Genomic DNA, 24,428 nt, shown 5'->3' with positions numbered 1-24,428 from the left:
GCGCTCCGGAAACACTCACGGGTATGAAGCGCTCCTTGCTGTCCGTGCGGGCTGCTCTCGTCCTCCTCGCATGCGCCTGCGGCGGCGGAGGCGACCTCGGAGGAGGCGGCGGCGCAGGAGGCCAGGCGAGCGAAGGCCCGTCCACCACCACGACGGCCGCCGGCGGAAGCCCCTCCGCCAGCACGACCACCTCGACGGGCGCCGGCGCAAGCCCGTCCACCGGCACGACGGGCGCCGGCGGAGGTCTCGGCCCCCACGTCCCCGAGCCGAGCACGCCGACGCGCGGCGGGACGATGACGTTCACGAACATCGGCGCGCCCGGCTGGTGGCCCCGTCGCCTCGACCGCGAGCCCGGCGATCCGGCGTGCGATTACAAGGACGGCAACGACACATGGGGCGGGCACTGCTGCATGACGGAGCACCCCACGACGAGCGACAGGCTCGCTCCGTTCGACGAGGAGATGACCCTCATCATGAAGGCCATCCGCGTGAAGCAGCTCGCCGTCTACCAGCCCGGCAGCGACCCGGCCGCCTGGCAGATGATCTCGTCGTGGGACGCGAGGAGCGGCGTGGGCTCCAACCTGCTCGTCACGCAAGAGCAGACAACGTCCGCCGACTTCACGGGCGACCTCACGAAGACGGATTGCGTCACGTACTTCATGCAGGACAGGCCCTTCGCGTGCGGTGACGGCAAGGACTATTACTGTCCTGACGACCCGGGCGTCATGCACCTCGGCTGGGCAGGCTCGAAGCTCGTTGTCTTCCTCGCGTCCATGACGTTCGACGACGCGGGCGTCGAGAAATGCAGCGGCGATGGGCAGGGCCATCCCGGCCCGTGGGTGGCGTTCGTCGCGTCCGAGCTCATTCGCGACGGCGGCCGCAAGTGGAACGGGCTCTGCAACTGCTATTCGAAGACGGGCACCGTCGGCGACGGCTGCGGCGAGATCAACGTGTTCGAGGTCGTGATGGACGACAACGAATACAGCAACCGCGAGTTCATGAGCACCGGTGTCCGTTCGTACCAGGAGGGGCACATCGGCGGCAGCGTCTGCGGGAGCGGCTGTGATCGCGACGCGCTCGCCGAGGACGTGGAGGTCGTGGATGCGTGCGCGCAGCAGGCCTACGAGAAAGGGCCCGTCATCGAGGCCGGCGGGCGCTCGGACGGCTGCCCGACCTGGCGCCGGCCCATCGGCGATCGCTACTTCATGATCCTGCTCGACGAGGCGCAGCGCACGATCCAGGTCGCGGTCATCCACCCCGAGAAGATCCCCTCCCCCGCCGCCGAGATGCTCCCCGATCTGCCGGGCAGCCTCTCGCGCGGCGCGATCGACGCCATGCTCTCGATGCGCCTGCCCGAGTGAGCCCGGTGGAAACGAACAATGCCATGGAATCCGGACGCCGGCGGCGCGGCCCATCTCGCTGCTGGAATCCTGGGTCGACGTGGACGGCGCGTCGGAAGCTTTGATAGCATGCACCCTCTATAACGAGGGGAGGCTTCATGGATCTTCAATGGCTCTCTGGCGGCGCGCAGCCGCGGCTCAAGCGCTGCTCGCTCGCGCTCGCTCTGGTCGTCGCGGCGTGCGGGAAGGTGTCGCTCCCCGAGGATCAGCACGGCGCGACGGGCAACACCGGCTCGGCGGCGTCCGGAGGTGGGGGCGGCTCGAGCGCGACCGGCGCGGGCCCGGAAGGACAGTGCGCGCTCGCCGTCACGAGCGGCGCGGCGCACGCGTGCGCGCTGTTCGCCGGGGGCAGCGTGTGGTGCTGGGGAGACAACACGCGCGGACAGCTCGGAGACGGCAGCTACGAGCGGCGCGACGATCCCGTGGAGGTCCGCGTCCCCGCCGCCGTGAAGGTGGTCGCGGGCGGCAGGCACACGTGTGCGCTCACCAGCGGCGGCGAGCTCTGGTGCTGGGGAGACAACGCGGCAGGGCAGCTCGCGGGGGTGCCGGACGCGAGCTCGAACCTGCCCGTGGCAATCCAGGCGCCTGGCATCTCCGATGCGTTCATCGACGTGGCGCTCGCCGATCGGCAGACCTGCGTCCTCGATGGGCTCACGCACGCCACGTGCTGGGGCACGGACGCCTCCGGCGTCCGGCAGGGTCCGACGCTCGCGGCGGTCTCGGACGAGCAGCCTGTCTTCGGGCTGATCGGCGGCTTCGACCACATGGCCGCGCTCGTCGAGGAGGGGACGATCGTCGACATCTCGGCCTGGGATGGCGCCGAGCCGCTGCGCGACGGCGCGGACTCTCCAGCAGCCGGCGCGGCGCTCGGCGCCTCGCAGCGCTGCGTGCTCAAGCGGAGCGGGCTCGTCTGGTGCTCGCCCTGGCTCGGCCCGCCCTCGGAGGACGCGCCGGGCCTCGTCCTGGAGATGGGCAGCGACGTGGTCGAGCTCGGCGCCGGCGCCTCGAGCGCGTGCGCGCGCAAGGCGGACGGCGGCGTGTGGTGCCGCGGCTGGTCGGACGGCGGGCAGCTCGGCGACGGGCGCAACGGCACGCCGGACGATCGCGCCTTCGGGAGCGGGCCGGTCGCCGGCCTCGACGGCGTGATCGACCTCTCCGTGGGCGGGCATCACGCCTGCGCCGTCCGCGACGACGGGAGCGTGTGGTGCTGGGGCGACCTCGATCCCGGGGCGACGGCCGCGCCGTACCTCGTGAGCCGGGGGCCGGGAGCCGGCGCGTGCCCCGCTCCGGAGCCGGCGCCGCGGCCTGCCGCCCGGGATCGCCACGTCGATGCGGTCCGCGCCTACGCAGAGACCATGTGCCGCTGCGGATTCGGCATCGATGCCGACATCAGCGGCTGCATTGCCGCGGAGGGGCCGCTGAGCGTCGCCTGCCTCGATGCGCTCCCCGCGGACGAGACGTATCTCGATTGCATCACTGACGACCTGTACCTGCCCCGCGCGGCGTGCTGGGCAGCTTGCATGAAGGAACCGGGCGAGGCCCTGCCGAGCTGCCCGGTGGACATCGCCGCGTGCGAGGCGCCGCGGTCCGGAGTCGAGGCGTCGAGGCTCTACCGCACGAGCTTGCTGCCCTGCGAGAACGAGCAGGGCGGCGTGAGCAACGAGGCGCTCTGCGACGGAAGCCGCGACTGCGACGACGGCGCCGACGAGGCCAACTGCTCGCCGGGCCAGGACGCCTTCTACTGCGCCGAGGGGGAACCGCTTCCGTTCGAGCGCGTCTGCGACGACGTGATCGACTGCGAGAACGAGAGCGACGAGTACTGCCTCTAGCCGTTAGGGCTGCCCGGAGGCGCCCCCCGGCAGCGCGGAGCGTCGTCCGGGGATCGAAGGGCTGCGCACCGCGGGGAACCATTCGCCAGCCCGCGGCAGATCACCACAACGAAAACTTTCCACACCAATGGGTCCCACGACCCGGTGTCCATCTAAACACTAAATAACACTACTTAACATCGCGTCATGAAGCGATCGCGCGGTGAGCATGCCTCGCAATTCGCTGCGGCACGGCTCTCTCACGCATCGTCAGGGTATGGCCGGATCCGTCGATTGGTGGGCTAGACAGGACCTCTCCTCCGTGTCATGACCTGCGCCCGTGGCTCGAGCGTTCCACGTATCCCATGATCCTCTCGGGCTCGCAGCGGAGCGAGCGCGGAATCCGGGGATCGTCTCGACCGTTTGCGCCCCCTGAGTCTCCCGCGAAGCCTCTGATGCGCTGCGGGCAGCACGCATCGCTTCGATGGGTGAAGTGCCTGTGCGCACGCAGGTGGTCTTGCTTGCCTGCATCGAAAGGAACTGTTCGTGACACTTGGTATGACCTTTGCTCGACATGAGCCCAGTTCCGCGCAGGATCACGTGGTTGAATCTCGGAGTGCCATGGCATCGCTGCCCGAGCTGCTCGCTCGCCGCGCGGAGGAGCTCGGCGACGCGCCTGCGTACATTCATCTTCACGAAGGCGAGGAGGAGACGGCGGCGCTCTCGTTCGCCGCGCTCCACGCCCGTGCTCGAGCGATCGCCGCCTTCCTCCGGAGACACTACCCTCCGAGGAGCCGCGTCCTCCTCCTGTTCGCCCCTGGGCTCGATTTCATCGAGGCGTTCTTCGGCTGTCTGATGGCGGACATGGTGGCCATCCCCACCTCGCTCCCGCGACCGAATCAGGCGGAGTCTCGGTTCGACGCCATCACGGCCGACTGTGCTCCTGCGTGCGCGCTCACCGCGCGAGCCGTGCCGCGGGAGAGGAGCGCATCGACCTCGCGCTCCGGGTTGACCATTCACACGCTGGAGGAGTGCTGCTCGGGCACCGACGCGGAGCGCGCCGGTGCCGGGCGCGGCGACTGGGCGCCTGGCGCGCCCGATGACGTCGCGTACCTCCAGTACACCTCCGGCTCGACCTCCAGCCCCAAGGGCGTGATGGTCAGCCATCGCAACGTCCTGCAGAACTGCCGCATGCTCGCCGACGGGTTCGGGATCGAGCGGGGCGACAACTTCGTCACCTGGCTGCCCCACTTCCACGATCTGGGGCTGATTCACGGGATCATGCTGCCGCTCTTCGTGGGCGGCAGGTGCTACAGCATGCCTCCGGCGTCGTTCATCTTCCGGCCCATGCGCTGGCTCGAGGCGCTGTCGCGCCACCGCGGCCACCACAGCGCGGCGCCGAACTTCGCCTTCGATCTCTGCGTGACGAGCTCGACCGCCGAGCAGCGCGCCCGGCTCGACCTGTCCGCGTGGAAGACGGTGATCAACGGGGCCGAGCCCGTCCGCGCGGGGACCCTCGCGCGCTTCCTCGCGGCCTTCGCGCCGAGCGGATTCCGGCCCGACGCGCTGCGACCCTCCTATGGCCTGGCAGAGGCGACGCTGGGGGTCAGCGTCTCGCCGAGGCGCCCGCCGCGCGTCGTCAAGGTGAGCTCCACGGCGCTGCAAGAGGGGCGGGTGCGCGTCGGCTCCGCCGCGGACACCGACGCACAGGAGCTCGTGAGCTGCGGCCGACCCCTGGCCGACACGCGCGTCGCGATCGTCGATCCAGCCAGCGGAGAGCCCGCCCCGGATCTGCAGGTAGGCGAGGTGTGGGTCGAGAGCAGCGCGGTCGTGAGCGGCTACTGGCAGAACCCGGAGGCCACCCGCGCCTCGTTCGGCGCGCGGCTGCGCGGCGCAGCCGACCTGCGCTTCCTGCGGACCGGCGATCTCGGGTTCTTGCATGAGGGGGAGCTGTTCATCACAGGACGGCTCAAGGACGTCATCATCGTCCGGGGACGCAACTACTATCCGCAGGACATCGAGCTCGCGGTGTCCTCCGCCCACGAGGCCTTTGCCACCGACGGGGGAGCAGCCTTCTCCGTGGGCCTCGAGGACGGGGTGAGCCTCCCTGTCGAGGATCCGGAGGCGATCGTCGTCTGCCAGGAGGTCAAGCGCGGGCAGCGCGGGCTCGATCTCGAGGCGCTCGCGCGCGCCGCCCGGCGCGCCGTGGCGCAGCAGTTCGGGCTGCCCGTGCACGCGGTCGTGCTCCTCCCCCCGCGCCGCCTCCCCAGGACGACGAGCGGGAAAGCGCAGCGAAGGGCGTGCAAGGCGGCTTTCTTGCGCGGTGAGCTGGAGCCGCTCGGCGTGTTCCACGGCGCGCCGACGCGCGAGGGAGCGCCGGGCGCGGCCGCGGCCCAGGACGGGGCCTCCGCGGCGGCCCGCACGCAGCCCGACGAGTCGGGCTGTACGGCGCGCCTCGGGGCGCTCGTGGGAGAGATCCTTCAGGTGGACGCCGCGCAGCTGCGCTGGGACGTGCCGCTCGTCGAGGTCGGGCTCGAGTCGATCAAGGCGATCCGGCTCGCGGAGCGCATCGCCGGGCTCAGCGGCAGGCAGATCTCGCCGGTGAGCTTGATCGAGGGAATGACGTTGACCGGGCTTCTGCGCCTGATCGCCGAGCCGTCGCCGTCGGGCGGCCGCGAGGGCGAGGCCCCCGTCGTCAGCCCAGGCGACGGCGACCCGGAGGCGCCCTTTGCCCAGACCGATGTCCAACGGGCGTACCTGGTCGGGCGCGAGCCCGCCTTCGACCTCGGGGGCGTCGGCTGTCACGGCTACCTCGAGCGGGAGTGCGATGGACTGGATCTCGAGCGCTTCGCGCGAGCGTGGAACCGGGTCATCGCGCGGCACGGGATGCTCCGGTCCGTGTTCACCGAAGACGGGCTGCAGCGCGCGCAGCGGACGGTACCCCGCTTCGAGCCGAAGGTCTGGGACCTCCGCGCGATGACGCCGGCCGACGCCGGCCGGGCGCTCGAGGACATCCGTCATCGGCTCTCCCACCGCGTGTTCGCGCCCACGGAATGGCCCCTGTTCGACGTCGGCGTGTCGCTCCTTCCGGACGGCCGGTGCCGCGTGCACATCAACCTGGATCTCCTCGCGCTCGACGCCTGGAGCTGCGGGATCGTCTCGCGCGATCTGCAGCGCTTCTACGAGCAACCCGAGATCGAGCTCCCGCCGCTCGGCGTGACCTTCCGGGACTGCATCGTCGATGCGGAGCGCCAGCGACAGACACCGGATCACGAGCGCTCGCTCTCGTACTGGCGCGAACGCGTGGCGAGCCTTCCCCCCGCGCCCGACCTGCCGCTCGCCAGGAGGCCTCGAGACGTCACGCCCCCCCGGTTCGTGCGGCACAAGGGGCGCCTCGACCGGTCCGCGTGGGAATCGCTGAAGAGCCGGGCGAAGTCGAGCCGCCTCACGCCTTCGGCCGTCGTCCTCGCGGCGTTCGCCCAGGTGCTCGGGAAGTGGAGCGCCCGCCCGGAGTTCTCGCTCACGCTGACGTCGTTCGAGCGTCCGCCGCTGCACGAGGACGTCGCGGAGATCGTCGGCGACTTCACCACGATCGTGCTCCTGGGCTTCGACGTGGGCCGGCACAGGGGAGTCTCCGAGCTGGCCCGCGCCACCCAGGACCAGATCTGGAGGGCGATCGAGCACCGGCGCGCGGGGGCGATCCCGGCGCTCCGCCAGCTGCGCGCGCCGAGCGTCCCCGTGGTGTTCACGAGCCTGCTCGGCCAGGGAGGGGCCGAGCCGCAGTCGCTGTTCTCCTGGCTCGGCGAGGAGGTCTTCATGGTCACCCAGACGCCGCAGGTGTGGCTCGATCATCAGGTGACCGAGGACCAGGGGGACCTCGCGTTGTCCTGGGATGTCGTCGAGGCGCTCTTCCCTGAGGGGATGGTCGGAGCGATGATGGAGTCCTATCTCGATCTGCTCGCGCGGCTGGCGCGCGGCGACGAGGCGTTCCAGCGGGCGAGGGTCGCGCTCCCGATCGCGCAGCAGGCGGCGCGCGCCGAGGTGAACCGGACGCAGCGGGCCGCGCCCGACGAGCTGCTCCACGCGGCGTTCCTCCGGAGCGCGGCGGCCCGCGGCGAGTCGCCCGCGGTGTTCGCGCCCGAGGGGAGCATCACCTACGGGGAGCTCGACCGGCAGAGCAACGCCCTCGGCCGAGCCTTGCGGGCCCGCGGCGCGCGCCCCAACACCCTCGTCGCCATCGCCTGCGAGAAGGGCATGGCGCAGGCGCTCGGGACGCTCGGCATCCTCAAGTCCGGGGCTGCCTACGTGCCCGTGGATCCGACCTGGCCCCGAGAGCGGATCTGGGGGATCCTGGAGCAGAGCGCGGCGCAGATCGTCCTCACCCAGGCGCGGTTCGCGGAGCCGGCCCGGTGGCCCGCGGGGACGATCGTCGTGCCCCTGGACGCGCCGGGCGGACTGCCAGAGGACGACTCGCCCCTCGAGGCCGTTCAGCGGCCCGACGATCTGGCCTACGTCATCTTCACCTCGGGCTCGACGGGGAGGCCGAAGGGCGTGGCGATCGACCACCTCGGCGCCGTGAACACCATCGCGGACGTGAACGCGCGCCTCGGCGTGAAGGCCTCCGATCGCGTCCTGTCGCTCTCGTCGCTCGCCTTCGATCTGTCGGTCTACGACCTCTTCGGCCTGTGGGCGGCGGGGGGCGCCGTGGTGCTGCCCGAGCCGGCCCGGCTGCGCGATCCCGGCCACTGGGAGGAGCTGATGTCCCGGCACGGCGTGACGTTGTGGAACACCGTCCCGGCGCTCATGCAGATGCTCGTCGAGCACCGGGCGCTCCGCTCGAGCGCGCCCCTGCGCGCCGTGCTCCTCAGCGGGGACTGGATCCCCGTGACCCTGCCCGATCGCATCCGTGAGACGTTCCCGGGCGCGTCGGTGCTGAGCCTCGGCGGGGCGACGGAGGCGTCGATCTGGTCCATCGCCTATCCGATCACCCACGTGGAGCCGAGCTGGAGGAGCATCCCTTACGGCAAGCCGCTCGCGAACCAGCGGTTCTACGTGCTCGACCGGGCGATGGAGCCGTGCCCCGACGGGGTGTCCGGGCGCCTCTACATCGGCGGCATGGGCCTCGCGCGCGGATACTGGCGTGACGAGGAGAGGACGCGCGAGCGCTTCGTGACGCACCCGGAGACCGGCGAGCGACTGTACTGGACCGGCGACCTGGGACGCTCTCTGCCGGACGGGAACATCGAGTTCATGGGACGCGAAGACTTCCAGGTGAAGATTCAAGGGCACAGGATCGAGCTCGAGGAGATCGAGGCCACGCTGCTTCAGCACCCCGACGTGGCGAGCGCCGCCGTCTCGGTGGGGAGCACGGCGAGCGGTGGAAAGCGGTTGATCGCCCATGTCGTCCCGGCCCCGGGCAGGCCGCTCGACCTCCCCGTGCTGCGGGCGTTCATCGCCTCGAAGCTCCCGGACTACATGGCGCCGAGCGCGTTCGTGGAGCTGCCCCGCCTCCCCCTCACCAGCAACGGCAAGGTCGATCGCAGCGCCCTTCACGATCCGGCGCGCGAGTCCGGCGTGGAAGCGCCGCTCGGCGAGCCTCCGGCGGGCATCGAAGCCGCTCCGGCGCTCGCGCCCGGACTCGAGGAGCTGCTCCGCGAGCATCCGAGCGTCGAGGCAGCGAGGGTGGAGCGCGCGGCGGGCGAGCGAGCCGGGCTGGTCGCGTACGTGACGACCCGAGAGGGCGCGGCGGACTCGACCTTATCCTTGCTGCAGGATCCGATCGCGAGGCTCAAGTTCAAGCTGAGCAAGCCGGCGCAGCGCGATGATCTCTCCGGGGCTGCCATCCCGCTGATCGCCCGCGCGCGCACGGACGAGGAGCTCTCGGCGCTCGCGCGGCGGCGCAGCTATCGCGAGTTCCGGAGCGAGCCCATCGCCTTCGAACGCCTGGCGCGCTTCCTGCGGCAGCTGTCTCCGGTGAGGCTGCCGGGCTATCCGCTCGCCAAGCAGCTCTATTCCTCGGCGGGCAACCTGTATCCGGTGCATGCGTATCTGTACGTGAAGCCGGATCGGATCGAGCGGGTCCCCGGCGGCACATACTACTTTCACCCCGAGCGCGAGCAGCTGGTCACGATCCAGCTCGGCGCGCACATCGATCGTTCGGTCCACGGGGGCCCCAACGGGCAGGCGTTCGACAGCTCGGCCTTCAGCGTGTATCTCGTGGCGGACCTCGGCGCCATCGAGCCGGTGTACGGCAGCCGGGCGCGGGATCTGTGCCTCATGGAGGCCGGCATCATCGCCCATCTGCTCGAATCGACGGCGCCGGACCACCAGATCGGCCTCTGTCAGACGGGCGGATTCGACTTCGCGCAGGTCGCCCACCTCTTCCAGGTCGGCCCGCGTTACGAATACCTCCACGGGCTCGTCGGAGGCGCCATCTCGGTCTCGGACACGACCGTCGAGGCGCTGGCCCGCGAGTCGGCGGCGCTGGGGGCCATGGTCGATGCCGCGACCCGCGCCGCGTCGTCGCGGGGCTCCGCCCTGCCGAGGCCGGAGCGGCTGCGCGATCGGCTCGCGCGAGCGCTCTCGTCGTACGTCGCGGAGCGCTGGACGGAGCAGCCCGTGACGGTGGTGGTCGTCGACAGGCTCCCTGACTCGGCGGAGGGCGCGCGGCGGTCGGTCCTTGAGGACGTGTCGCCGCGCGCGGCCCCGCCGGCGCGCGCCGAGGAACAGGAGCTCCCGGCCAGGGGGGAAGCCGACGAGCCCACTGGCCAGGAGCCGCCTGCGCGGCGCTCGATCCCGGAGCGAACGCCGCCGCGCGCGGCGCTGGATCAGACGAGGGCCGCCGCCGCTGGAGATGGGCTGGAGAGCGCGATCGCCCGTATCTGGGCCGAGGTGCTCAAGCGACGGCAGGTCGGACACGACGACAACTTCTTCGACCTCGGGGGCGACTCGCTCCTGCTCGTGGGCATGGCGCGGCACATCCGCGAGCGCTTCGGACGGGATGTGACGTTGATCCACCTGTTCGAGCATCCGACGGTGTCCCAGCAGGCGGCCTACCTGAGGACCCTCGGGGTGAACGCACCCTCCTCGGCGAAAGGAGAGGTCGCCGCGGAAGGCGGGGCCGCGCCGGCCGCGCCGGCCGCGCCGGGCGCGGCGGAGAGCGGCCGATTCAACGCCATCGCCGCGCGCGCCCAGCGGCAGCGCGAGCGAGGTCTGGAGCGGCGCGCGCTCGCGTCGTTCGCGTCGTCCGCGTCAGAGCAGGCCTCGCGCCAGGGCAACCCGGAGGATTGAACGATGCAGGACCTCGGAGATCTGCGCGACGCCATCGCGATCATCGGGCTGAGCGGGCGATTCCCGCAGGCGAATGATCCCGAGGCGTTCTGGAGGAACCTGCGCGATGGCAGGGAGTCCATCACCCGATTCACGGACGAGGAGCTGCTCGCCGCCGGGGTCCCTCGCGCCCGGGTGATGGATCCGGGCTACGTCAAGGCACGACCTTGCCTCGACAGGCCGGAGTGGTTCGACGCCGACTTCTTCGGATACAGCGCGCGGGAGGCGCAGTGGATCGATCCGCAGCAGCGGCTGTTCCTCGAGTGCGCGTACGAGGCGCTCGAGGACGCAGGCTACGACGCCGAGCGGTACCCTGGCTGGATCGGCGTCTTCGCCGGCGCCAAGATGAACTCGTATCTCCTCTCGCACCACCGCGCGCTGCTCCAGAAGTTCGAGTCCTCCGAGGCGATGCAGCTCCTGATCGCGAGCGACAAGGACTATCTGACGACGCGCGTCGCGTACAAGCTCAACCTCAAGGGCCCGAGCATCAGCGTCCAGACGGCCTGTTCGACCGGGCTCGCGGCGGTCCATCAGGCATGCCAGAGCCTGCGCGCCGTCGAGTGCGACATGGCGATCGCGGGCGCGGCATCGGTGATGTTCCCGGAGCGGCGCGGGTACTTCTACGAGAAGGGCGGGCCATGCTCTCCCGACGGCCACTGCCGTCCTTTCGACGCTGACGCCGCGGGCACGGTGTTCGGCGACGCGGTCGGGGTCGTCGTGCTCAAGCGGCTCGAGGACGCGATCGAGCAGGGCGACTTCATCCACGCGATCGTCCTCGGGTCCGCGACGAACAACGACGGCGCCGCCAAGGTCGGTTACACCGCCCCGAGCATCGACGGGCAGGCCTCGGTGATCGTGATGGCGCACGAGGTGGCCGGCGTCCGGCCGGACACCATCGATTACGTCGAGGCGCACGGGACCGGAACGTCGCTGGGCGACCCCATCGAGGTCCGCGCCCTGGAACAGGCCTTCCGGCGCGCTCCCGCCCCGCTCCGCCGGTGCGCGCTCGGATCGGTGAAAGGGAACGTGGGCCACTCGAACACGGCGGCCGGCATCGTCGGGCTCATCAAGACGGTGCTGGCGCTCCGGCACGCGCAGATCCCGGCCACGCTCCACTACCAGCGGCCCAACGCGGAGATCGATTTCGACAGCTCCCCTTTTCACGTGAACACGGAGCTCCGCGCCTGGCCGAGGGACAACGGCCCTCGGCGAGCCGGCGTGAGCTCGTTCGGCATCGGGGGGGCGAACGTGCACGCGGTCCTCCAGGAAGGTCCGGCCTACCAGCCGAGCCCCGCGGGAGAGAGCGAGATCCTGGCGCTGTCGGCCCGGAGCGAGGCGGCCCTGGCGCAGATGCGGTCGCGCCTCGCGGAGCACCTCGAGGGGCACCCGGAGATCTCCTTGCGCGACGCGGCGTTCACGCTGCTCGAGGGGCGGCGGAGGTTCTGGCACCGCGATGTCGTCGTCGCGTCCTCGTTGCCCGACGCCGTCGCGCGGCTGCGCAAGCCCGGGCCGGTGCGAGCGGCGCGGAGGGGCGCCCCCGGCGTGGTGATGCTGTTCACCGGACAGGGAAGCCAGCACCCCGGAATGGGCCGGTCGCTGTACGAGGAGCACGCCGTCGTCCGGGAGACCGTGGATGAGTGCGCCGAGAGGCTCCGGCCGCTCCTCGGCCGCGACCTGCGAGCGCTGCTGTTCGACGGCTCTGCCGACGAGCTCCGGGAGACGGAGGTCGCTCAGCCGGCGTTGTTCGTCGTCGAGTACGCCGCGGCGCGGCTGCTCGAGTCGTGGGGAGTGCGCCCCGAGGCGCTCCTCGGGCACAGCGTCGGCGAGCTCGTCGCGGCCTGCGTCGCGGGGGTCTTCTCGCTCGAGGACGGGCTCCGGGCGGTCGCTGTGCGCGCGAGGTTGATGCAGTCGCTGCCGCGCGGGGCGATGCTCGCGGTGCCGCTGTCCGAGGGGGCGGTGCTCGAGAGCCTGCCGGCGGCGCTGTCGCTGGCCGCGGTGAACGCGCCCGAGCTGTGCGTCGTCTCCGGCGCCGAGGCGGTTGTCGCGAGGTACGAGGCACAGCTCGGCGCGCGCGGGATCAAGGGACGCCGGCTCCAGACCTCCCACGCCTTCCACTCCGCCGCGACCGAGCCGATCCTGGACGAGTTCCGCAGGGCCATGGCCGGGATCACGCTGGGCGAACCCCGGATACCCGTCCTCTCCAACGTCACCGGCGGATGGATGACGGGCGCGATGGCGCGAAGCGCCCAGTACTGGGCTGACCACCTGCGGCGCACGGTCCGCTTCGGAGACGGCGTGAAAGCGGTGCTCGAGGGCGAGGGACCGCATCTCTTCGTGGAGATCGGGCCCGGCTCGACGTTGTGCTCGCTCGTGCGCGCGGGGCTCGGGGGGAACGCGGAGAGCGCCGCCATTCCGCTGCTGCCCGGGCCTGGCGACGCCGTGAAGGGCCGGCGCGTGCTGCTCGAAGCGGCCGGCGAGCTGTGGGCGCGCGGCGCCGACCTGCGCTGGCAAGCGGTATTCCCGGACGCCCGGGCGCGCCGGGTCCCCTTGCCTACCTACCCCTTCGAGCGGACGCGCCACGCGGTCGAGGACGGCCCACCGGAGCCGTCCACGAGCACGGCGGAGACGACGGCTCCCGAGGGCGCGGAGGACGCCGGAGGAGCGCGGCTGTTCCGGCTCCGCTGGTCCCGTCTCCACGAAGCCGCCCCGGGTTCCCGGCCAGCGGACGAGGCGCCGTGGCTGCTCCTCACCGACGCAGGCGAGAGCGCGGGCGCGCTGGAAGCGCACCTCCGCGACGCGGGCGCTCGCGTGATCACGGCCCGCCCCGGGCCGGCGTTCGCTGCGTCGGGCACCTCCGGGTTCGTCCTGCGCCCTGACAGCGAGGAGGATTTCCGGGCGCTGCTCTCGACCCTCGACGGACAAGGCATCTTCCCACGGCGCATCGTCCACCTGTGGAGCGCGCCGGGGGGGCCGGGCAAGAGCGCTGAAGAGACCCTGCGACGGGGCTTGCTCAGCGTGTGCGCCGTCTCGCGGAGCCTCGGCGCCGCGCCGCCAGGGGCAGAGATCGAGCTCTCGATCGTGACCCGGGGAGCCCACGCGATCGCCGGCGAGGCGACCCCTTCGCCGGACCACGCCGCGCTCATCGGCCTTTGCCGCAGCCTGGGCAACGAGCTCGCCGGCGTCCGCTGTCGCGTCGTCGATGTGATCCTGCCGCGGGACGGGGAGACGAACGCGTCGTGGGCGCGGGCCGTCGTCCGGGAGCTCGCGGGCGAGCCGGAGCACGACCTCGTGCTCCTGCGCGCGCAGCAGCGCTGGGTTCCGGCGTTCCAGGCGGTGCCTCCGTCGCCGGCCGCGGAGGCGTCGCGCTTGCGGCGAAGGGGCGTCTACCTGATCACGGGCGCCTTCGGTGGCATCGGGCTGCGTCTCGCCGAGCACCTCGCGCGCACCTGGTCGGCGAAGCTCGTGCTGATGGGGAGAACGCCGCTCCCGCCACGATCGGAGTGGTCGAGCTACCGGGAGCGCGACGAGGCCCGGGCCTCGATCGCCGACATCCTCGAGGCGCTGGAGCGGATGGAGGCGCAGGGGACAGAGCTCGTCGTTGCCACCGGGGACGTGGCCGAGCCGCGGGACGTGGCGCGCGCGTTCGCCGAGGCGAGGGCCCGTTTCGGGCGCATCGACGGGGTCTTCCACGGCGCCGGGGTTCCAGGCGCCGGCCCGCTGAACGCGCGGACGAACGAGGAGATCTGCCAGGTGCTGTCGCCGAAGACGACGGGGACACGGAACCTCGCCGACCAGCTCGGGAACGAGCAGGAGCAGCCCTTCCTGGTGATGTTCTCGTCGACGTTCTCCCATCTCGGGGCGATCGGCCAGGCAGACTACGCTGCCGCGAATGCGTACCTCGACGCCTTCGCCGGGGCGTACCAGAGCACGACCGGCAACCCGAGCTTCGCCATCGCGTGGGACGGCTGGGAGGAGATCGGCATGGCGGCGCGTGCCGGGGTCACCCGGCCGGGGCCGTTGCCGCCCGGGCCGGGGTCGACCCTGCGGGGGCCACACCCGCTGATCGACCGGGTTGAAGGCGGGGCGCTCGGGCCGCGGGCGTTCCACAAGCGGTTCAGCCTGGCGCGCCACTGGCCTGTCGCGGAGCACCGGACGCAGCACGCCGGGCTCGTCTCCGGCACGACCCTGCTCGAGATGGCGCGGGCCGCGGCCACGCTCTCGGGGATGGGCGCCGTGGAGCTGCATGAGGTCCGCTTCCACGCGCCCTGCCGCGTGGAGGACGGGGCGCCGCAGGACGTCTGTCTCGCGAGCGAGCGGAACGGGACGCGGACCGAATTCTCGATCTTCGCTCCGGGCCCCACCGGGGCCAGGGAGCGGCTCGCGTCGGGCTACTGGGCGCCTGCGCTCGGCGAGGCGCGCGAGCGCGCGCCGGTCGAGTCGATCCGGCGGCGCTGCCGCCCGGCAGCCGCCCGGCAGCTCTTCGAGGCCGTCAACGCGAGCCGCTTGCTGCGGTGGGGACCTCGCTGGGACTGCATCGAATCTCTCCATGTCGGGGAGGACGAGGCCCTCGCCGACATCCGTCTTCACCCGGAGTTCGCGGCGGATCTGTCCGTGTACGGCTTGCATCCAGCGCTGCTCGACGTGGCCACCTCGCTCACCGCCGTGCTCGATCCTCGAGGGGTCTATCTCCCCGCGGGGTATGGCCGCGTGGTTTGCCTGTCGTCCACTCCATCGAGGCTGTTCAGCCATGTTCGCCTGCGCCGGGAGGAGACCGAGCCTGGCCGTGTGCTCTCCGCGGACGTGACCCTGCTCGACGAGCAGGAGCGCGTCATCGCCGACGTGACCCGCTTCGTCCTCCAGCGCGTCCACGGCGGCGCCGGACCCGCCCTCTCCGCGCCGTCGCAGAGGACGTCGCGCGGCATCGCCCCGGAAGACGGGATGAGGGCCATCGAGCAGATCCTCGCGCTCACCGGGCCCGAGCAGATCGTTGTCTCGCCGCGCGACTTCCCTGCCCTCGCCGAGCAGCAGCGCCGCGCCCGGCTGGAGCCCTCCGCGGGTCCGCGGCGGACCCTCGGCGACGACGAGCGGCCTCGCGACGAGATAGAGCGCGTGCTCTGCTCGCAGTGGGAGGAGCTGCTCGGCCGGCGGCCGATCGGCATCCACGACGAGTTCTTCAGCCTCGGCGGCCACTCGCTCCTGGCGATCCAGGTCCTCTCGCGGGTCAAGGACGCGTTCGACGTCGATCTACCGAAACAGGACATGTTCGAGGGGGCGACCGTCGCAGGGCTCGCCGAGAAGATCACGAGCGCTCTCGCCGAGCGTCTCGCGATGCTCGAGGCGATGACAGACGCCGCCGCGCCCGGCGAGCCGTCCTGAACCACGAACGCACCGGAACCGGGAAACCGGGAGAGGGACGTCACGTTGAGCGAGCTGCAGCAGCGGATCAAGGGCCTGTCGTCCGAGGAGCTCAAGGCGCTCGTCGCGAAGCTGAAGGGACAGCGTCCGTCCGGCGGCGGAGCGGCGGCGGGGCCGGAGCGGACCGGGACGCGGTCGAGGTTCCCCCTGTCGTTCGCGCAGCAGCGGCTCTGGTTCCTGTACCAGTACGAGCCCGACAGCCCTGCGTACAATCTCCATGGGGCGGCGCGCCTCCGGGGCTCGCTCGACGTGGCGGCGCTCGAGCGGGCGATCTCGCTCCTCGCGGAGCGGCACGAGATCTTGCGGACGCGCTTCGGCGAGGACGCCGAGGACCCGTATCAGGAGGTGCGGCCAGCGTCCGGCGTCGCCGTGGCGGTCACGGACCTCTCCACGATGGCGCCGGCGGCCCGCGAGCGCGAGCTCGTCCTCCGATGCGCAGAGATCGCCCATGCGCCCTTCGCGCTGGAGCGAGGCGACCTCCTCCGGGCTGCCCTCTTTCGCCTGAGCGCGCAGGAGCACGTCCTGCTCCTGGCGACACATCATATCGCCAGCGATCACTGGACCTGGGGCGTGCTGCTCCGGGACCTCGCCGTGCTCCACAACGAGCTGGTCGCGGGGCGCCCCCCGCAGCTGCCCGAGCTGCCCGTCCGGTATGGCGATCACGCCGTCTGGCAGCGAGGCCAGTGGAGCCAGGAGCGCCTTCAACGAGAGCTCGCGTACTGGAAGGAGCGGCTGCGCGGCGCGCCGGCGCTCGTCGAGCTTCCGCTGGACCGGCCGCGCCCGGACTCGCAGGCGCACCGCGGGGCGAAGGCGTCGCTCACGCTGTCACCCCGGCTCTCCGCGGCGGTGAAGGCGCTATGCCAGCGGGAGGGCGTCACCCTCTTCATGGCGCTCCTCGCCGCGTACCAGGTCCTCCTGTGTCGCGTCACGCAGAAGCTCGATGTCGTGGTCGGGTCGCCCGTCGCCGGGCGGACGCGGCGAGAGATCGAGCCGATCGCCGGGATGTTCGTCAACAACCTCGCGCTTCGCGCCGACCTCTCGGACGACCCCGGCTTCGTCGAGCTCCTCCGCCGGACGAAGCGCGACGTGCTCGACGCCTTCGCGCACGACGAGCTGCCGTTCGAGCTGCTCGTGGAGGCGCTGCAACCCGAGAGGAGCACGTCCCACGCGGCGCTGTTCCAGACCCTGTTCATCCTGCAGAACGCGGCGGCCGATCTGCCGGTCTTCACGGGGCTCACGCTCGAGCCGGTCGAGGTGCCGGTGATGACGTCGAAGTACGACTGGACCGTCGAGGCCTGGGACCGCCCGCAGGGCATCCGGCTCGATCTGGAGTACGACACCGATCTGTTCCGCCGCGAGACGGTGGACCGGATGCTCAGGAGCTATGAGGCGCTCCTGCGCGCGGCGGCCGCGCGCCCCGACACGCGCGTGCTCCATCTGCCGGTCGTGCACGAGGACGACGCGCTGCTGCTCGAGCAATGGAACCGCACGGAGCGGCCTTTTACCGAGGATCTCTGCGTGCACGAGCTCTTCGAACGGCAGGCGCAGCGCCATCCGGAGCGCGTCGCGCTCGCGTTCGGTGATGACGAGATCACGTACGGAGAGCTCGACCGCGCCTCCGCCCGTCTCGCGCGCCGGCTGCGCGCGATGGGCGTCGGCCCGGACGTCCCGGTGGCGATCTGCATGGAGCGATCGCTCGATCTCGTCATCGGGCTGCTCGCGATCCTGAGATCGGGCGGCGCCTACGTGCCGCTGGATCCCGCGCTGCCGGGCGAGCGCATCGCCTATATCCTGCGCGATCTCGGGGCCGCCGTCCTGCTCACGCAGCGCGCGCTGCGGCTGTCGCTCGCCGGCGAGCCGCAGCGGACGGTGTTCTTCGAGGATCTCGCCGCGGAGGCCGGCCTGGCGGAGGAGCCGCTCGTGGCGCCGCCCTGCAGCCGGGATCTCGCCTACATCATCTATACGTCGGGCTCGACCGGACACCCCAAGGGCGTGCAGGTCGAGCACCGCAGCGTCGTGAATTTCCTTGAGGCGATGCGGGACAGGCCCGGTCTCGACGCCGGCGACGTGATGCTGTCGGTGACAACGGCGTCGTTCGATATCTTCGTCCTGGAGCTGTTTCTGCCGCTGAGCGTCGGCGGAAAGACGGTCCTCGTGTCCGCCGCCGAAGCGCGGGACGGCACCGCGCTCCTGCGAGCGCTGGAGAGCTCGGGAGCGACGGTCATGCAGGCGACGCCGAGCACCTGGCGTCTCCTGCTCGCGGCGGGGTGGACCGGCAGCCCGCACCTGCGTGCGCTGTCGGGCGGGGAGGCGCTCCCGCCGGACCTCGCCCGGGAGCTCAGCGCGCGCGCGGGTTGCCTCTGGAACCTGTATGGCCCGACGGAGACGACCGTGTGGTCCGCGGCGGCGCGCGTCGACGATCCGGACAGGATCACCCTGGGATCCCCGATCGCCAACACGCGCATCTACATCCTGGATGAGCGGCGCGAGCTGCTCCCGATCGGCGTGGCCGGGGAGCTGTACATCGGCGGAGCGGGCCTGGCCCGTGGCTATCATGGCCGGCCCGACCTGACCCGGGAGCGGTTCGTCGAGGACCCGTTCTCGACGGCGCCGGGCGCGCGGATGTACCGGACCGGCGACCTGGCGCGAATCACGCACGACGGGCTGATCGAGTTCCTCGGCCGGATCGATCATCAGGTGAAGATCCGCGGCTTCCGCGTCGAGCTCGGCGAGATCGAGGCGACCGTGGCGCGCCACCCCGGCGTCAGGGAGTGCGTCTGCGCGGCGCACCGGGACCCGGTGGGCGAGTCGGTGCTCGTGGCCTATTACGTGCCCGCGGCGGAGCCGGTGAGCCCCGACGCGCTCAGGGCGCACGCGCGCGCGTTCTTGCCCGAAGCCATGATCCCGGCGCGCTTCGTCGAGCTGCCGCGGCTGCCGCAGACGCCGAACGGCAAGATCGATCGCAAGGCGCTCCCGGGCCCGGACGCGCTGGAGCGCGCGCCGGCGCGAGATCGGCAGGCGCCGGCGACCGAGACGGAGAGGCTCGTGGCCGCTGTGTGGGAAGAGCTCCTCGTGCGCGCGCCGGGCAGGACCGACCATTTCTTCGAGCTCGGGGGCCACTCGCTGCTCGCGATGCGCGTCGTCTCCCGCCTCCGCGAGCGAGCGGGCGCCGAGGTGCCGCTCCGGTGGCTGTTCGACGCGCCGGTGCTCGCCGACCTGGCGCAGCGGATCGAGCAGGTCGCGCGTCCCTCGACGCGTCCGGCGCTGCGCCGCCGCGACCCTGGCGCGGTGATCCCGCTGTCGTACGCGCAGACGCGGCTCTGGTTCCTGGACCGGCTGGCGCCCGGGACAGGGGCCTACAACGTCGGTGGTGCGGCCGAGATCGCGGGGCCTCTGTGCGTGCGCTCCCTCGAGCGCGCGCTCCACGCCGTCATCGAGCGGCACGAGGCCCTCCGCACCGTGTTCCGCGTCGTCGACGGGGCTCCCGTCCAGATCGTTCAGCCGTCAGCGCAGCTCGACTTCGAGGAGGTCGATCACCGGCACACGGCGCTCGCTCCGGACGCGCGCGAGGCGGCGGCGCTCGTGCGGCTCCGGCGGATGGCCGGGCGCCCGTTCGACCTCGCCAGAGGCCCCCTGGTGCGGGCCGAGCTCGCGCAGATCGACGACGAGCGGTACCTGTTCGCGTTCGCGATGCACCACATCGTGACGGACGGCTGGTCGCACGAGATCTTCGTGCGCGAGCTCGCCGCCGCCTACGAAGCGATCTCGACGGGCGAGCGCCCCCGCTGGGGCGCGCTCCCGGTCCAGCACGGCGACCACGCGGTCCACGAGCGGCGGTGCTGGGACGAGGCGACGCGGAGCGAGGAGATCGCGTTCTGGAAGGCCGAGCTCGCGGGCGCCAGTCAAACGCTCGATCTCCCGACGGATCACCCTCGTCCCGCGGAGAAGCAGTATCAGGGGGCGCGGCACCACTTCCGCCTCTCGCGAGCGCTGACGGAGGCCATCGAGGGCCTCGGCCGCGAGCGCGGCGTGACGCCGTTCATGATCTTGATGGGCGGGTTCCTCGCGCTGCTCCATCGGCTCAGCGGGCAGGCGGACCTCCTCGTCGGGACGCCGATCGCGGGGCGTGATCACCCCGAGCTCGAGGGCGTCATCGGGTGCTTCGTGAACACCCTCGTGTTCCGCGGCGATCTCGGGGACGATCCGCCCTTCAGCGCGCTCCTCGCGCGGGTGCGCAGCACGGCGGTGCGCGTGTTCGCTCACGCGGACATCCCCTTCGAGCGGCTCGTCAACGCCGTTCGACCGGAGCGAGACCTCGGCCGGACTCCGCTGTTTCAGGTGATGTTCGCCTTCCAGCCCAAGGTGCCCGCGCCGGTCGCGCTGGGGCGGGCGCGGGTGACGCCCATCGACCTCGATCCCGGGACGTCGCAGTACGACCTCACCCTGTCGATGCAGCACGACGGCGCGACCCTGAGCGGTCATATCGAGTACGACACGGCGCTGTTCTGCGAGGCGACGATCGCGCGCCACGCCGAGCTCCTCCAGCGCCTCCTCACCGAGGCGACGCGTGAGCCCGACACGAGGGTCTCGGAGCTCCTCCCCCGCGACGCGCTCGGACCCGCGACGGCAGCGGCGGCGCGCCGGGTTCTCTCGGCGCCCGCGCTCCCGTTCGTGCGGAGCGACCCTGCGGGGGAGCCACCTCGGCTCGTCCGCCGCACCCGGCGCGTCGACGCCGGGCTCATTCGCGGGATCGAGGCGCGCGCGGCGCTCCTCGGCGTGAGCCCGGGGGCAGCCGTCGTCGCCGCCTTCGCGCAGGCCGTCGCCGCGTGGAGCACGTCGCCGCTCGTCGTCGTGGTCGGCGCGTCGGGCGAGCCGCCGGACGGCGTGTTGTCCGTCTCCATCGGCGCGGGGAGCGGCCCGATCGAGGTGAGCCGCGGTGGCGAGACGCCGTTCGTCGATCTCGCCCGGTCCTTCGACGAGGCCATCGCGCCCGGGAAGCGAGCGCCGGATGGAGGCGTGCTCCACCCCGGCGCGACGGCTGTCAGGCTGCACGTCCCCGCGCCCTTCCAATCCGAGCGAGGTGTGCAGGGCACGCAGGCTTCCTGCATCGAGCACGAGATCCGGCAGGACGAGGGGGGCTTCGCGCTGCTCTCCAGCGCCGCCGACGATCTGTTTCCTGAAGGCCTCGCGGTGGATCTCCTGGAGGCGTACGAGGCGCTCCTGAGCCGCCTCTCTCGCGACGACGCGTCCTGGACCAGGGCGGCGACCATCGAGCTCCCGGAGCGGCAGCGAGCTGTCCGCGCCAGCGTCAACGACACCACGCGTGAGGTCCCGAGCGACCTCCTGCACAGCGGGTTCATGCGGCAAGCGGCGCTGCGACCTTCCGCGCCGGCGGTCATCAGCCCCGAGAGGACGTTGACCTACGGGGAGCTCGATCGGCAGAGCAGCGCGCTCGCCCGGCGCCTTCGCGCGCTCGGAGCCCGACCGAACGCGCTCGTCGCGGTGGCCACGGCGAAGGGATGGGCGCAGATCGTGGCGATCCTGGCGGCCCTCAAATCCGGGGCGGCGTACCTGCCCGTCGATCCGGAGTGGCCCATCGAACGCATCCGCACGACCCTGGATCAGGGGCAGGTGGAGATCGTCCTCACGCAGGAGCGTCTGGCCTCCTCGCTTCCCTGGCCGGACGCCCTGCGCCTGATCGCGGTCGACGACGAAAGCGCGTTCGCGTCGGAGGACGACAGCCCGGTCGCGGCCGTCCAGGGGCCGGACGATCTCGCCTACGTGCTGTTCACGTCGGGCTCGACGGGGAAGCCGAAGGGCGTGGCGCTCGATCACCGCGGCCCGCTGAACACGATCCTCGAGATCAACGAGCGCTTCCAGGTCTCCCCCTCGGATCGCGCCCTCGCGCTCTCGGCCGTTCACTTCGATCTCTCCGTGTACGACGTGTTCGGTCTGCTCGGCGCGGGAGGCGCCCTGGTCATCCCCTCACCACTGGGCGCGCGGGATCCGGCCTACTTTCGGCACCTCATCGAGACCCACCAGATCACGGTCTGGAACTCGGTGCCCGCGCTGATGCAGATGTTCATCGAGCACCTCGGCGGCGGTCCTCGGGCGTGTCCCTCGCTGCGCTGGGTCATCCTGAGCGGCGACTGGATCCCCGTGTCCCTGCCCGATCGGATCCGCCGCGTTTGCCCGGGGGCGCAGGTCATCGGGGCGGGCGGGCCGACGGAGACCTCGATCTGGTCGATCTTCTATCCCATCGGAGACGTGGACCCGACCTGGAAGAGCATCCCCTACGGCAAGCCCCTCCCAAACCAGCGTGTCCACGTGCTCGACGAGCGCATGCAGCCGTGTCCCGACTGGGTCGTCGGCCGTATGTACGTCGGTGGGATCTGCCTCGCCCGCGGCTACCATCGGGATCCCGCGCAGACCGCGGAGCGCTTCCTCGAGCACCCGGAGACGGGCGAGCGGCTCTACTGGACCGGCGATCTCGGGCGATTCCTTCCGGACGGGAACATCGAGTTCATCGGACGGGAGGACTTCCAGGTGAAGATCCAGGGAAACCGCATCGAGCTCGGGGAGATCGAAGCCGCGCTGGCGCAGCATCCCGAGGTCAGGCAAGCGGTGGTGTGCGTGGAGTCGACCCCGAGCGGGACCAGGCGCCTCGTCGCCTGCTACGTGGCTGAACGGGGCGCCGCGATCGAGCCTCGCGTCCTGGAGGAGGTCGTCGCCGCGAGGCTGCCGCGGACCATGGTGCCCAGCGCGTGGGTCGCGCTGGAGCGCATGCCTCTGACGGCCAACGGCAAGGTCGATCGGAGGGCGGTCCTCGATCTCGCTCTCCAGCACCGCCCTGGGGCGAGCGCGGCCTACCGGGCGCCATCGTCGGAGGCAGAGCGCCGGATGGCCGCGCTCTGGGCCGGCGTCCTCAAGCTGGATCGGGTGGGCGTGGACGACAATTTCTTCGCGCTCGGAGGGGATTCGCTCCTTGGCATTGCGCTGGTGGAGCGGGCGCGGGAGGCGGGGCTCGACATCACGCCGAGGCAGCTCTTCCAGCACCAGACGATCGCGCGCCTCGTGACCGCTTGCGCCTCCCTGGACCGCGCGGAGGGGGACGTCGAACGAGAGATCGGGGAGCAACCGCTCACCGTCCTCCAGCGCTGGTACCTGGAGCAGGCCCCCGAGCGCACCCGCCCGGCGCGCTGGAACGTGAATCTGCTGCTCGAGGCCGTGGCGCCGCTCGATCTCGACAGGCTCGCGCGCGCTTCGCTGCTCCTCGTGAACCGCCATGAGGCGCTCCGCGCGCGCTTCGAGCGCGCTCCGAGCGGCCTTCGCCAGGTGATCGACGCGCCGTGGACCGAGGCGCCGTTCGCCTGCGTCGATCTGTCGAAGGTCCCGGAGGATCAGCGCCCGGCCGAGCTCGAGCGGCATTGCGATCGCATGCAGGACGAGTACGAACTCGAGCGCGGGCGGCTGTTCCGGATCGTGTTTTTCCGGTGGGACGAGCAGGGACAAGGCCGGTTATGGCTCAACGCGCACCACCTCGTTGTCGACTGGATGTCGATGATGATCGCCGCGCTCGACCTGCAATCCATCTACGATCAGCTCGCGACGACGGCCGCGCCCCGCCTGCCGCCCAGGGGCGCCTCGCCTGGCCGCTGGACGCGCGCGCTCGAGCGGTGGGTGAACGACGAGATCCTGCCGAACGAGCGCGCCTACTGGCTCTCGCTGCCCTGGGACGAAATCGACCTCCTCCCGGCGGACCACCCGGCGACCCGCCATCTCCATACCGTGGAGTCGGTCCGCGATCACTGGGCGTCGCTCCCCGAACAGGAGTCCCAGGTCATCTTGCGGGACGTGCCGGCGCGCTTCGGGGTGAGCGCCGAGAACGCGCTCATCGCCGCGGTCCTCCGCGGCGTGACCGCCTGGACGGGCCGCTCCTATCAGGACATCATGGTCCTGAACTCGGGGCGTGATCTGATGCCCCACCGCGCGGAGCTCGACGCGTCGCGCACGGTGGGCTGGCTGAGCGCCGAGCGGGTGCTCGTGCTCCGCCGCCCGAGCCAGGAAGAGCCCCTCGCGGCGCTGCTCGACGTGAGCCGGCAGATCGATCGCATCCCGAACGGGGGCCATGGCTACAACCTCCTCAAGTACCTCGGCGGTGACGCCCGGCTCAGCGCGGAGCTCGGGCGGCTCCGGAAGCGACCGGGGATCCTGTTCAACTACCAGGGGCGCGTCGAGCCGCCTGCGCAGGGATCGATCTTGCGCGTGGCGAATGAATCCACGGGGTATGACGAGGCCGCGACGAACCTGCGGTTCAATCTGTTCGAGTGCCACGTCCTGGTCCGCGGAGACGCCCTGACGTTCCGGTGGCGCTACAGCGCAAACGTGCATGCGCCAGCGACCGCGCAGAGGGTCGCAGACCACGTCATCGACGATCTGCGGGCGATCGCGCGCGCGTGCCGGTGAGCAGAGCCCG

The 24,428-nt window shown here is 71.6% G+C and carries 5 protein-coding genes; all 5 read left to right on the top strand.

Annotation, left to right across the window (positions count from 1 at the left end):
* Window positions 1-23: 23 nt before the first annotated feature.
* Window positions 24-1,361, top strand: coding sequence for a DUF2403 domain-containing lipoprotein (locus WME76_RS12460; RefSeq protein ID WP_437960355.1), 1,338 nt, complete (start codon window positions 24-26; stop codon window positions 1,359-1,361).
* 137 nt (window positions 1,362-1,498) lie between these two features.
* Complete coding sequence (locus WME76_RS12455; RefSeq protein ID WP_437960354.1) at window positions 1,499-3,229, top strand: RCC1 domain-containing protein; 1,731 nt, start codon at window positions 1,499-1,501, stop codon at window positions 3,227-3,229.
* A 600-nt stretch (window positions 3,230-3,829) separates the two neighbouring features.
* Window positions 3,830-10,498: an amino acid adenylation domain-containing protein gene (locus WME76_RS12450; protein WP_437960353.1), complete on the top strand. Its 6,669-nt coding sequence runs from the start codon at window positions 3,830-3,832 to the stop codon at window positions 10,496-10,498.
* A gap of 3 nt (window positions 10,499-10,501) precedes the next feature.
* Window positions 10,502-15,913 carry an SDR family NAD(P)-dependent oxidoreductase gene (locus WME76_RS12445; protein ID WP_437960352.1) on the top strand — a complete coding sequence of 1,804 codons (5,412 nt, stop codon included), beginning with the start codon at window positions 10,502-10,504 and terminating at the stop codon, window positions 15,911-15,913.
* A gap of 45 nt (window positions 15,914-15,958) precedes the next feature.
* Window positions 15,959-24,418, top strand: coding sequence for an amino acid adenylation domain-containing protein (locus tag WME76_RS12440; protein WP_437960351.1), 8,460 nt, complete (start codon window positions 15,959-15,961; stop codon window positions 24,416-24,418).
* Window positions 24,419-24,428: the final 10 nt, after the last annotated feature.

Source organism: Sorangium sp. So ce119, from assembly GCF_051524405.1.
Lineage (GTDB): Bacteria > Myxococcota_A > Polyangia > Polyangiales > Polyangiaceae > Sorangium > Sorangium cellulosum_G.
Note: the sequence above shows the minus strand (reverse complement) of the source record. Positions and strands in the feature narration are given on the sequence as shown.

Bases quoted from the DNA above. Each gene is read 5' to 3' on its own strand.
- WME76_RS12460 (WP_437960355.1), top strand. From the start codon at position 24: ATGAAGCGCTCCTTGCTGTCCGTGCGGGCTGCTCTCGTCCTCCTCGCA.
- WME76_RS12455 (WP_437960354.1), top strand. From the start codon at position 1,499: ATGGATCTTCAATGGCTCTCTGGCGGCGCGCAGCCGCGGCTCAAGCGC.
- WME76_RS12445 (WP_437960352.1), top strand. From the start codon at position 10,502: ATGCAGGACCTCGGAGATCTGCGCGACGCCATCGCGATCATCGGGCTG.
- WME76_RS12450 (WP_437960353.1), top strand. From the start codon at position 3,830: ATGGCATCGCTGCCCGAGCTGCTCGCTCGCCGCGCGGAGGAGCTCGGC.